The sequence below is a fragment of the Pseudochrobactrum asaccharolyticum genome, assembly GCF_003314995.1.
Lineage (GTDB): Bacteria > Pseudomonadota > Alphaproteobacteria > Rhizobiales > Rhizobiaceae > Pseudochrobactrum > Pseudochrobactrum asaccharolyticum.
In genome coordinates this window covers 1-13,706 of record NZ_QNRH01000022.1, presented here as the reverse complement: position 1 = coordinate 13,706, position 13,706 = coordinate 1, and the positions used below count along the sequence as shown (strand labels likewise).

5 protein-coding genes and 2 pseudogenes are annotated in these 13,706 nt (G+C 46.7%); 3 read left to right on the top strand and 4 right to left on the bottom strand.

Features of this window, described 5'->3' with window-relative positions:
- Together DFR47_RS21250 and DFR47_RS21245 are read right to left on the bottom strand one after the other, a co-directional pair.
- Positions 1-2,477, bottom strand: a pseudogene (locus DFR47_RS21250) (hypothetical protein); the annotation flags it as partial.
- A gap of 141 nt (positions 2,478-2,618) precedes the next feature.
- Positions 2,619-5,870, bottom strand: a complete 3,252-nt coding sequence (locus DFR47_RS21245; protein WP_170137599.1) for a S41 family peptidase — start codon at positions 5,868-5,870, stop codon at positions 2,619-2,621.
- Positions 5,871-6,373: 503 nt separating this feature from the next.
- Between DFR47_RS21245 and DFR47_RS21240 the strand changes: the two genes are divergently transcribed.
- Positions 6,374-9,511, top strand: a complete 3,138-nt coding sequence (locus DFR47_RS21240; RefSeq protein WP_245416677.1) for an autotransporter domain-containing protein — start codon at positions 6,374-6,376, stop codon at positions 9,509-9,511.
- 236 nt (positions 9,512-9,747) lie between these two features.
- On the opposite strand, the pseudogene DFR47_RS21235 reads toward DFR47_RS21240, so the two are convergent.
- Positions 9,748-10,358 (bottom strand): annotated as a pseudogene (locus tag DFR47_RS21235) (IS6 family transposase).
- Between the two features lie 228 nt (positions 10,359-10,586).
- Here DFR47_RS21235 and DFR47_RS21230 point away from each other — a divergent pair.
- The gene (locus DFR47_RS21230) at positions 10,587-11,030 is read left to right on the top strand and encodes a sugar dehydrogenase complex small subunit (protein ID WP_210207363.1); all 444 of its coding nucleotides are present in this window, start codon (positions 10,587-10,589) and stop codon (positions 11,028-11,030) included.
- Between the two features lie 31 nt (positions 11,031-11,061).
- On the top strand, positions 11,062-12,681 hold the full coding sequence (locus DFR47_RS21225; RefSeq protein WP_113946509.1) for a GMC family oxidoreductase: 1,620 nt from the start codon (positions 11,062-11,064) through the stop codon (positions 12,679-12,681).
- A 295-nt stretch (positions 12,682-12,976) separates the two neighbouring features.
- Here the strand turns inward: DFR47_RS21225 and DFR47_RS21220 are convergent, their stop codons facing one another.
- The gene (locus DFR47_RS21220; protein ID WP_113946508.1) at positions 12,977-13,564 is read right to left on the bottom strand and encodes a hypothetical protein; all 588 of its coding nucleotides are present in this window, start codon (positions 13,562-13,564) and stop codon (positions 12,977-12,979) included.
- Positions 13,565-13,706: the final 142 nt, after the last annotated feature.

Sequence of the window (13,706 nt, the reverse complement as noted above, 5' to 3'; positions counted from 1 at the left end):
AATGCCTGAGACAGGCGATTATTGATCGATGACCGGGTGATGCCACTGGCATTGAGCAAAACGCCACTTGCGGATGCATAGGCCTCACCACTTAGTTGCGGCAGGCTTGAGCGAATGGTTGAGCCGTCAGTAGCGGAGAAATCCAGTGCTGCGAGCAATGGTTTAAACTCTGCCGCAGCATTATTGGCGAGACTATCCAATGCAGCGCCAACTTCACGGTCTTCACTATCTCCCGCATATTGCGAGTAGGCATCAGCGGCACGGCTCAATGATACCGTATAAGACAGATTACCATTATCTGTCGCACTCGCGTTAAGTGTCGGTGAGGTCAATGTGGTGCTAACATTTGTGAAGTTACCACTCATTGCGTCCACTTGTAACCACTCGTTTGAAGTGACGGTGAAACCATCACGATAATAACCCCGATCAGGTGCAAAGCTGATCGTGCCATTAAGACCAGCACTACCGTTTACAATTAGGCTGCTGATGTCAGACTGATCATTGAATGCGAGTTGCAAGGTGCCGGTAGCTGACTGAGCATAATTTCCGTCAATCGTGATTGTTGCTCCAGCAACAGAAGGATTTAATATCCCGCTATTGCGGAACTGCTGAGCTGCATCTATCTGGTAAATCCCTTGACCGGAAAGCATTGCCGTTTGCGCCACACCGACATCAAAGACTTGATGGTTGCCGGTCAACAGTGTTGTGCCGCCATCAAGATGCAGCGAAATATTCTTGCCCTTGATATTGCCACCGTAAGCCAGTCTGAAATCCGTATCAGCTGTGCCAGTCGAATTCCCTTGTGCATCAGCCTTCAAGCCGAAACTCAGCTCCGTCAAACGCAGATGGCCATCTTCATTTGTTTGATAATAATCAGAGATAATATCCCCGAAAATGCTCGCCCCCTGCATGACATTGATCTGTCCCACCAAGGCATTTTCAGACATGAAAATGGCAGCTTTTTTACCTGCAACACGGCCGGTCAGATCAAAGGAGGAAACCAATGCACCATTCAGTTCCTCAGTAATAGTAGCGCGCTGATCCTCCACTCTGTCATCAAGCTCCAGAATATAAGAGCCACGATAGCCCGTTCCGTCACCACGCGAGTTATGACCAAAGTCAAAGCTGACCGCGATACCATTTTCACCCATTGCTTGCACATCACCACGATGGGTTAATGTGTGATCTTTACCATAAGCAAACATGATGCCACGGCCATTCGCACCATTGGCATGAACCCTCACATCAGGGGCAACAATCAGATTATTGGCAGCTCCATCAATACGAATTCCGCCGCCGCCAGACCCGACAGACAGTAAATCTGCATTCTGGGTAATGGTGTTGTAACTACCATAGACGTGTAACCCTAAGCCTAAAGTGGCAGTATTATATGTATTGTCGATATAGGCAGTGCCATCAGCATTCCGTCCAAAATACGGATTATTATTAATGATGGTCAGCCCGTCACCATAAACAGAATGCCCATAGAAATTGCGTCGATCGATTGTGTAACCAATATCTTGTATGGCTGCGAGCTCTGCTTCCATCAGCGTGCTATAATTGCGATATAGCTGATGGCTCATCAAACTGTTTTTAAGTTCGATATGACTGAATAAAGGTGAATCATAGGGACCGTAATCCGTGGCAACACGCATAGGCAGCCCCTTCATCGCCCCGTTCAGTACCTCGCTCACATGGGCGCCGGTAAAATAGGCCTGATCTTTACGGACATCAAAGGCATCAGTAATTGCTGCGGGAGGAACCCAACAGCCATTGCAGTTTATCCATTGATTTGGTCTTGCTGCATTATCATTATCGTCACGCAAATGCGTGCTCCAAGCATCAAATCCACCACCAAATCCTGCGATTTGAACACCGTTATCATCATCGAAAAAGCTAAAAGCATTCGAAGCTACACCAAGAGCATGGCCGATTTCATGAATAAGCACTGTGCCGAGTGATGTTTCAGCTGTCAGTGCAATATGGGAGGGCGTATATGGTGCTTGTGACCAGTCCTCTGTCCCAACTTTATTCGCAACCACGATATAACCATGCGCCCCATTCGTCAGGTTCGTATAATACTGATTGGTCAATGCTGCTTGCACAGTTGTGGGGGAACCATTTTGCATAGTCGCATTCGGACTTGAAGCCGCCGCGCCCCAATCGGCTGTATTAGTACCCACATTAATAATTGCAGGATTTTCACCTGGTACAAGTTTTATAATTTCCGACCAATAGCCTGTCGCGTTAATAATCTGATTTTTATATATATCAGTGATGTTCCAAGTCGACTGATTATTAGCAGCAAAATCACCGTCTCCCACATCGAAAAACCGCAATTCAATGAATGGCTTACCTTGCGGATCATTGACCACATGCGTGGTTATCGCAGCGGCAGGATTAAGCATTGTCCCATAGAGAGCACCTGTGGCCAGACAAGTTGACATGGTCAGTTTGGCGATCAGTCTGGATGTCATTATTTCCCCCTCAAATGCTACATTCCGAGCATGACATTGTCTTACACAGCGCGTCTTATTTAAATCTATGTCGTCATTTTTATTGTAAAACCATCCCTGAAAACTGGTAGTTTTACTATAAAAAGTGTTTTCAAGTGATAGCTAGTTATCCCGGCAATCGCTGTCAGCACCGATGTCTTGCATCAATGATGCCACTGCCGCCTCCAATTGAGGATCTGACCTCATACTGTAGCGGTTTGGATCGAATTCCACGACGATATCCGGTGTAATGATACCATTTTCATATTTGCGCCCGTCAGCATGACGATAAGGCAAAACCGGAAATCTATATTGCAGTCCGGGTACGATTTTGCTGTTGACGGTAGTTACTGCGGTACCCGTATTGAGGAGCACATCGCCAATCACTTTGCCAAGTTTACGATCCTGATAGGCTTGCGGAAAAATTGACCCATCAGAATAACTGAAACTGTCAACCAATACTGCACTTGGCCAGAGCCAGACATTGTCAGGGCCGTCTTCACGAGGACGGCCATCCACCCCGTAGCTGAAGGCTGGTGTACCACTGAGCAGCGTGATCAATTCACGGGTCAGGTTACCACCAGTATTGGATCGAACATCTATCAGGGCAGCTTTCGCAAGACCTCGTTGTGACAGCAAGGCACCGAGCAACGACAGGTAATTGTCATTATCCATCGCATCCAGAGACTGATAGACAATACACTGGCGAGAAAGCTTACTGACCATAGCACGGCGATTATCGCTCAGATTTTTACTGGCCAAAATCAATTCGTCACGCCAATGGATGGGGGTAACCTCAATAAGACGTTCGCCATTATCACTGTTACCCGCTACACCAATAACGACCTGCCGTCCCGCATTAATATCAAGCAAACGGTCAATACCGCCAGCCTCCGGAACTAGCTGTCCGTTTATTGAGGTAATGATATCACCCGCTCCAATATTTAGTTTTTGCCGATCTAACGGTCCGCCGGGCAGGATGGCGGCGATTTTGCGCCCTGCACCGTTGTAATCATTATCCAGATAAATTCCCAAAGCATCATTCTGTGTTCCCATCCCAACAAGGGCAGGATCAGGTGCGGTCATATCCGTAAAGAGATGCGAAGCTGACAGTTCGCCAAACATGGCGGCCAGCAGACGTTCAAGATCACGTGGTCCGGCAATAGAGGGCAGATAAGCTCGGTATTTGGCACCGATCTGCTGCCAGTCACGGTTTTCATGTGCCGCATCATAATAACGGTCATTAATATCAGCCCAAGCCTGTTCAAAGGCGGCGCTCAACGCAGCATTTTCATTTCGGCTGAACAAGATTTTAAGCGGTATTTCTACCCTCTGCGTCGGATCTTCTATCGAGCTTCGGATGATGTGGGTGGGGGTTTTAATATCAATTGTTTGTATAGCAGGGTTGTAGTGGATGAATTGTATCTCTTCCGGATTAGCCACCGGAATTGTTGTCACTTCCTGTAAATCACCATTCTCAAGGCTGATCAAATTCACCGACAGCCCCTCATCCATTGCGGAAAAGCCCAGTAAATTTTTACCATCCGGTGCAGTGGCCAGCAATTCCATTTTTGGCAAATTGCTGGTCAAGCGCTCTTCAAGCAAAAAGCTGCGCTGCCGATCCGGCGTATAGTGGTTGAGCAGCTGCTCCCCATCATTCGGATCGGTTTCGTCCTTGGCACTTGCCAGAAAATCCTGCCGTGACTGCCCAGACAAAAAGGCGCGATAAAGATCGAAGCGCGAATTCTGATGGCGATTATCAGCGCTGCGTGCAGTATAAAGCGTCGTTAAGCCAATAATTTGTGTGCCATCCGCACTCCACAAGCCATCATAAAAATTAGGGACAGCCAGTGCCAGCGGGCGCATCGGGGCACTACCATCAGCAGGAACGATTGCAACACGATTCAATCCTGATCCGTCAATACTACGCCATGGAACAAGTAAATCTTTTGAGGTCGGAGACCAGCTGAACTCACCATTTCTGTCAAAGTAATCCGAATTATAATCTGTCGGCTGATACAGCGTGGCAATCTCTCTGCTGGTCAGATCTAAGACTTTGATCTCGCGACGATCCGACCAAAAAGCCAATTTACTCCCATCAGGCGAGAATTTAGGATCGAGAGCATCACTATTGGCAGATACAACAAGCGGAACTTCATCGTAGGTCAGGCCAAGCTTGCCATTTGTCTGATCTTCAGAAAGATCAATGCCATAAATGCCCCATTTATGATCGCGCATTGCCGCATAGGCTAGCATACGACCATCAGGTGAGAAAACAATATCGCGTTCCTCACCTGCTGTTTTAGTCAGCTGCCGGTAATTACCTTTCAAATCAATAAGAAAAACATCTGCATTGATTATCAGTGCAAAATACTGCCCATTGGGAGAGCTCTTAAAATTCTGACTGCTCAACGCTTGATAATTCACGAGATGGTTCATCCCCTGTTCCAGCGTATTGATATCAACCAGCTCTGCTGTATCCGCACCCGCTGCGAGCGTATGGACCTGCCCATTGAAAGAAAAGGCAATTGTATTGTCATCAGCAACCGTTAAGTCGCGTACTGGAGAGCCCTCAAAATGGGTAAGCTGCTCTTCGCGCTTATTTTCCAGATTTAGCTTCCAGACATTTAGCCAGCCGGAGGCTTCAGACAGATAATAAAGCGATTGACCATCTGCACTCCAATGCGGATCAAGCCGATCAATGCCATCAACGGCAAATAGGCGCTCATATTTGTCGCTAGCCCGCTCATAGATCCATAATTGGCGAGCATTTGCTGCAACTCTGTGCTGGCGCTCTATAGGGTCACCTGACGGGTCATAACTATAAACCAGCTTGGTAGCATTCGGATTCCAGCTGGCTTCAAGCGCAAAATTCGGCAGCACCAGTGACTCGCGCCCGCTGGCAATATTTACGGCGTAAAGCTGGGGCTTCCAACTTGCAGCCCCCTGCACACTGCGTTGTGCATCTCCTAGCCGAAGAGCCGTATAAAGTAAGCTTTTACCATCCGGAGAAAAGCTCGTCGGAACTTCTCTCGCCGATGAATAGGTCATGCGCTGCAATTTACCCGAAAAATCAGCCAGATAAACATCATCATTGCCGTTCACATCTGAAGCAAAAGCCAGCCGCTGAGAATCCGGAGCCCAGACAACACTATGACTATAAGCATTGGCCGGTGAAACTGCGACTGACAAACCACCATCATGGTCTGTCAAAAAAATCTGCCCGCGATGGGTGAAAGCAATCAGCTTGCCGTCTGGTGATAGAGCCGGCTTTTGAATCCAGCGCGCCGGCTCACCGTCAAAATCGGCTTTTGTTTGACTGGGGGCAATCACGGTCAGGGTTAGTAATGCAGTAAAAATTACGAAGTTTTGCATTATCATGACCGTCTCCGTCAGAATTTCACGCTGAAATTAGCATTCATGCCATATTTATTAATACCAGAACCAAATTGCCCCATTCGTCGAAACACCCATACCAAGTGTCGATAATGAAGCATTCACTAACTCTGATTTCTCACAAATTGCTGCACAATTACTGCCTGTTTTTGTAAAACTAACTGTTCTGACATTAGCAGGATTGGCGGACGGCGCAGAATTTTCCGAATGGTTAAACCTTCAGGCATAGAAAGATCCATCACCGCGATCAATCTCGAGGCTTTTTTCCCTCATACACTACATTTTCAGCTTAACTATCGACTACGACACGTCGAAACGAATGTGAGAACTTCTAGCATTATTTATAACACTATATTTCCTGCAAAAATATCCCAGAAAACTGGTAGTTTTACAACAATTACTAAGAAGGCAAATACATAAAAAACAATTACAAATAATGATTATAAAACCAATATACCAGTTTTCAGGGATATCTATTGACCGTGCGCGATGATTTAAATTGTTCAAATAAATATTCATTTTGCAATTTGCAAAAAATATCGCGGAATATCTTTTTCTTAGAGGAAGCGGAAATTATGTCTCTTATAAAGGTCGGTTTAAAATATCTGACGTTAACGACGGCACTTGTAGCGCCAGCTTTTATACCAACCTTTGCCTATGCACAAAGCAACAAATCCATCCCAGCAGCAGCTGATGCGGAGTATCACGCCAATTGGGGGCTTGATATGATCAACGCCCTGCCCGCCTATCTTAAAGGATATACCGGAAAAGGTGTGGTCGTAGCAGTAATTGATACTGGCTTAGACGTTAATCACCCTGAATATGCCGGTCGCGTTTCGCCCTTCTATTACAACTTTGGTGACGAACAACCAGCCAGCGATGTTTTCCCACGTAAAAAGAGGGGATCATTAAACGGCCATGGCGATCATGTCGCAGGCATTATTGGTGCAGGCCGCAATGGCTTTGGCATGCAAGGTGTTGCCTATGACTCCATACTCATGCCCTTACGCGCGGTTGAAGTTGAGAATGACGATGAAGATTTTAACCCGACGGATGAAGCTATAGCATATGCAGTAAAAAACGGGGCAAAAGTCATTAATGGTAGCTATGGCCCCGATGTTTATCCTAATCGGGATCTCGAGCAAGGCATCCCAAACCCCAATTATCAAATATTAAACTATCAACTTATGATTAGTACTCTTGACGATCTGGAGCAAACCTATAAAGTACTGAAATATGCAGCAGACGAAGATGTTGTCATGGTCTTTGCAGCCGGAAATTCTCGACAAGAACAACCAGGTGCTTATACGAGCATGCCCATTGGTAATGGCATGCTTCCGCTCATCACCCGCGATTATATCAATAGTGGCAAAATTCGCTTTCTTGGTGATGGTGATGATGATGATCTTGATGACTTTGATTTAAATAACCCAAATACCTATCGTCTTATAGATCCGAATGATCCCGTCTTTGAGGATACGGATTTCTCTGATCTCAAAGGGTCATTGATTGTGGTCGTTTCGGTTGGTTCCGACGGCAAGCTCGCTCCTTACAGCAATGAATGTGGTGATACGGCGGAGTGGTGTATAACAGCTCCCGGTGGAGCGATGACACGTGAGAATATTTCGGGAGGGATTTACTCCACTTGGCCGCAAGGCGATGAGAATGATGGCTATCGATACATACACGGCACATCTATGGCAGCGCCACATGTTGCTGGCGCCGCGGCGGTTGTGCGTTCAGCATTTCCCTATATGAATGCCCGCCAGACTATTGAAACCATTTTAACCACCACTACTAAAACCGGTTTTGAAGATCAGGACAAGTTCGGACAGGGCTTACTCAATCTCGGCGCGGCCATTGATGGACCAATGGCCTTTCGTTACGCTGGTGTTTTTGATGTAGATACACAAGGTTATTCTTCAATCTGGTCAAACTCCATTTCCGGCATAGGTGATCTCACCAAGCGTGGCGATGGTATTCTCGTTCTTAGCGGTCAAAACACTTATCAGGGACCAACCAACATTGTTGGCGGCGGCCTGGAAGTACAGGGAAGTATTACATCGGATAGCCATGTCTCGCAGGCAGGCCAATTGTCCGGCAGCGGCTCTGTTGGCAATGTAATACTGTCAAAAGGTGGCAAGATCTCTCCGGGCAGTGCGATTTTTGCAGACAATGCAATCGGTACTTTAACGGTTAATGGAAGTTTCTTCCAATCAAGCGGCTCAACCTATATTGCAGGTCTGTCAGCCGCTAATGGCACTGATCACATCAGCATCAATGGTGCAGCTATATTGGGCAGCAATAGCTCACTGGAGCTTGTGCGCCAAGGCGCAGGACGTGGCACTGCTGCTGAACGCTACACGTTACTTACAGCCCGTGACGGTGTTATCGGTACCTATGATAATTGGGGCGGCAGCTTGGTTACGCAAACGCCATTCATCGATTTTGCCTTGGATTATGATAGCACTAATGTCTTTTTAGAAACCAGCCGCTCAGATGTAGCTTTTGCGGATATTGCTGTTACGCATAATCAAACAGCCACCGCAACGGCCTTGGAAAGTCAGGGCGAAGGAAGCATTTTATACGATCACATGTTGTTTTTGAATAAAACAGAAGCCCGGCAGGCCTATGATCAACTCTCAGGTGAGGCATATGCCTCGATACAATCCTCATTGATCAATAATAGCGCGTATACCCGTACAGCTGTATATAATCAATTGTCCCGAAGCTTTTCCAAGTCTTCAGGCATTGGTGAAACAACAATCGGTTATCTGGATCAGCCGAATTTCTGGATGCATGGCCTTGGTGAATGGACAACACAATCCGGCAACGACAATACGGCAAAAACAAGAAACAGTATTGGCGGTTTTCTGACCGGTATTGATGCACAGGTTTGGGATAATTGGCGGTTTGGCTTACTGGCTGGTTACAGCTACAGTAAGTTCCGCATTCATGAACGCATGTCTTCCGGCAAAAGTGACGATTATACCATCGGCTCTTATGCTGGTACTGAAATGGCCCATAATCAAGGCACTTTCGCATTCCGCTCGGGGGCTGCTTATACATGGCATAATATTAAGATGAACCGTGGTATCGCCTTCGCCGGCTTTGAAGATAAGCTAGCAGCAGATTATAAAGCGGGAACATTTCAGGTTTTTGGAGAGCTCGGCTATAAGCATCAAACAACAGAACAATTCGCTATCGAACCCTATGCCAATCTTGCGTATGTGCATTTGAGAGCAGATAAATTCAGCGAAGACGGCCGTAATGGCGCAACCTTGAACATGTATAAATCCACAATGGATACGGCGTTGGCATCACTCGGATTTCGGATCTCTGCCGACCTTAATCAAGGGGTTATCCCGGTTAAAGCACGTGCCGACATTGCATGGCGACACGCTTTTGGCGATGTGACACCAACATCAAAAGCAAATTTCACCGGATCTGATGCTTTTACTATCAATGGCATGGCTATTGGTCGTAACACCGCACTTATCTCGACCGGACTGGATTTCCAACTTGAAAAAAATGCAGTTCTTGGAGTTACCTATCAGGGGCAATTCGGTTCCGGCATCACGCAAAATGGTCTGAATGCCAGCTTGAAAATCCAGTTCTGATGAATTTACGTTAAAACATGTCGCTATGCAGCTTACTCGTGCAACGTCTCCTTCTCTCCCCATTGCGGGACAGAAGGAGATGTTAATGAACATGAGTGACCGCGATATGTTGCCCCATCCATAGTCATATCCGTGGACGTAAGAGTGTCTTCGCTTCATCGAAAACAGAAGCTATTTATTTCATAAGCTTTGTATGCCCAATACTTAAATCTGAGGCAATTTGGCGGCGCGGCAAGTCACTGTCCAGTGCGATGCAAACCGTATTGAGCTGTGAGTTTATGGCGACGCGGACTGAAAATCAGGTTGATCTGATCGTGAGCGACAAGGAGCCTTTGCGCCTGTCGCGCTGACTTGAACCGACCCAATATCGTTTTCTGTTTTCGCGTTGGCCTATGAGAGACTTCTATAGCATTATTCAAGCCTTTATGAACCCGGTGATCCGCATCTGCTGAAAGGTTTTGTATCGGCTCAATGTAACTACGCAGCTTGTCCGTCACGATCACACGTGGTTGACGAATTGCTTCACCAGTCTGGAGAAAAACCGTTTGGCAGTCTTAGTATTTCGACGCGTTTGAACTATAATATTAAGAACATCACCATCTGCATCAATTGCCCACCAAAGCCAAAACTTCTTTCCTCCGATAGTAATGAAAGCCTCATCAAGGTCCCACTTGTCTTTTGGCTTTGGTAGACTCCTGCGGATACAGTCGGCTAAATGGCGACCGAAGCGATTAATCCAGACGCAAACGGTTTCTCGGCTGACAAACTCGCCACGCTCAGCAAGAAGATCTTCCACATCGGCCGTGCTCAATGCAATTCGGTGATAGGTTTAGACAGCGTAAGCAATAAATTCACGCGGAAAACGCCCCCCCTACCTCAAACAACCTGGCAATGATGTCATATGCCTAACATTACTCCTCACCCTCAATTAAGGGTGAGAAATAACCGAATAATTCGGGGCTATTACAATTTATTGTACAGGTACCAGTTTTCAGGGATGGCTTTGCTGAATTCTCAGGGACATAAATCAAGTGAAAGTAGGTTGAATATTCATTTTGCGTCGAGGATCAGAAATATGCCCAGCCACAAAGTCAAGTCTCCTTCAGCTCTCACGAGACGGACTTTTTTATGCTCGTCCTCGGCAGCACCTCTTCTTGCATTATTTCCCCTGCCAGTTTGGGCGGCTACATCAATTTTTGATGTCAACTCATTCATGAGACTCTCAGAAAAACAACTGGGACAGACCGGACTTTCTAAGGACATGGCGACCACAATTATGGAAGTCTATATCAGACTTGGCAAAGAAGATGATCTCGTCCAACTGGCAGCAGGTGATGACAATCAAGATCTATCTGATTCATTGGTTGCCACTTGGTATACAGGTGAATCTCCAAACCCGGATGATCTGGTGGTGGTAGAATATACGGATGCGCTGATCTGGCAGGCGATGGATTACACCAAACCAATGGGATACTGCGGTGGCACAATTGGCTATTGGTCTGAACCGTCAGAAGCTTAATTCCGTTAATCGGGGCACTAGGGATTGTTACATGTCGGAAAATATTTCTGTTGATGTTTTGATTATCGGAAGCGGTATTGCTGGTGCAATTGCTGGTGCAAAATTGGCGCAAAAGGGTATGAAAGTGGCCTTTTTGGAAAGTGGAAAGCGTATTGATCGTTTTGATGCCGTTGAAAAATTCTGGAATGCGAAAATTAAGGTTCCGGAGTCGGCTTACCCGAATGATCCGACTGCCCCGCATCCGTTAGCTCACAGGATTGGTGATTATTATCAACAAATGGGGCCTGAGAATTTCAAATCGACTTATATCAAGGTTGTGGGCGGAACCACCTGGCATTGGTTGGGAACGACACTTCGCAATGTGCCTGCTGATTTCAAGATGAATTCACTTTACGGACAAGCGGTTGACTGGCCATTCGACTATCATGCGCTTGAGCCTTTTTATCTGGCGGCTGAACAGGAAGTCGGCGTAGCAGGTGATAGCACTGAGGACCTTGGCTCACCAAGATCGGGTGATTTCCCGATGCCGCTGATACCGCAGACATATCTCGATAAACAATTCACAAAAGCACTGGAAGGATCGAAATATCAAGTTCGATCCACGCCTCAAGGTCGCACCTCTGTAGCAATCGGCGATCGGCCTGAATGTTGCGGCAATGGCTCGTGCATCCCTGTCTGTCCGGTGCAGGCGAAATATGATGCGACTATCCATCTGGATCGGGCAGAAGGTGCGGGCGCGGTTATCTATGATCAAACGACAGCAACAAGATTGAACCTCGCGCCAGACGGGCAAATTGCCTCTGTCGATTTTCGGCGTGCTGATGGCAGCACTGGAACGGCAAAAGGCAAGGTGGTTGTTGTAGCTGCTCATGCTATTGAGACGCCACGCTTATTGTTAAACTCTGCTCAGGAGGGTGCCGCAAATGGTGTTGCCAATAGCTCCGATCAAGTTGGTCGCAATTTGATGGATCATCCAAGCAAATTAAGTTGGGCAGAGGCTAAGGATCCCGTCTGGCCTTATCGTGGACCGCTTTCCACATCAGGAATTGAAAATCTGCGTGACGGTGAATTTCGCAAAGACCGTGCGGCTTTTAGAATAGAGATTGGCAATGATGGTCATAACTGGCCAACGGGTGCGCCGGTGTCAACGGCGGTAGAATTGGCAAAGCAAGGATTACGCGGTGCCGAGCTTGACGCTGCAATCAGACAGGTTACTTCGCGACATATCCGCTTGGCTTCTCTGGTAGAGCAATCGCCTGAAGCCAGTAATCGCGTTACACTCGATCCAGAAAAGCGCGATGCAAACGGCATGCCACTGCCACGTATAGAGTATAATTATGATGATTATACGCGTGCCGGACTAAATGAGGCTGAAAAGGCTCATACTGAAGTATTCAAAATTTTAGGCGCAACAAACATCAATCATGCTAAGGATATTCAAGGATCCGGCCATGTAATAGGTACGGTTCGCATGGGGACGGATGCTGCCAGTGCAGTCGTTGATGCTGATCTTCGTAGCTTCAATCATCGGAATTTATTTCTATTGGGTTCAGGGACATTCCCAACATCAGCGACGGCCAATCCTACACTCACAATTGCTGCCTTGTCATTGAAAGCTGTGCCGGCAATAGCTGCGACGGTAAAATTATGACTTTAAGGTAAGAGTTATCAGACCATGACCTTCCTTCTGTGTTTTCTATCTGCGATTTACAATTGTGTTGATTTGGCGGGAGTTTAGCGATGGCAACTACGATGGAGTTATCAGTGCAGAACAAAGCCTGTCGCAATGCCCTACTGGTCTATTCTGGATGCCGCATACGACGACCTTGACGTAATGGCAAGCTGGGCGAGTATGGCCTATAATGCAGCAGTAAGAGCCAAAGCATAATCGCCTTTCATACATTTACTATTGCGGACGCTGAAAGCTTCTAGCCATTCATAGGCCCCTAAATGGTACCGAACTGCGTCATAATAAAAGTCATTTGGCAAACGATCGCTAGAACGAGAAGAACCGATTGCGATTTCTGCTGGCGCGCATAGATAGCGGCACTACAAACTACAACCAAGAATAAATTTCGCAAAGGATATTCCAGCCCGAGAGAGAGGAAATGATCCATACCTTTTAACGCAGTATCGACAAAATCCATTAAGAAAACTGATATCAAAATGCAAAAAAACCAGCCGCGCTGTGACGTAAAATAATGTTGAAAGCCGGAATAGCCTTCCATGTTGTCTGGGAATAGCAAACTACAAGCTAGAAAATGCAAGCTGGCGAAGAAGATAAGGAACAGGTAGGCCTCAAACCTCCACACTAGTGTCTGGTTCAAATATAATTCATACCACCAAAAATGTACGACTGTCAGAAAGGTAAATAATACCCATCCCAAATGAATCAGATATATATTCTGGCGCTGTGGATGCTGAATAATACGACAAACACCCGTTAACAGCCTTGAAATACTTAGACCAAGTACAATGCCGATAATGACGCGTACATGGGTAAAGACTTCTACACTCGAAATATTAACATCCATCCCCCCGCCCCCCCTTTGCAAATCCCCAAAGTGCTTAGAATGACAATTGCGCGCGCGCTTCACTCAGTGAAGCAGCAAAAATAAGGGCGTCAATTTTATAGCCAAATTGTAGTAGAAGATTTTCCAGCCTCAAGCGAACCTG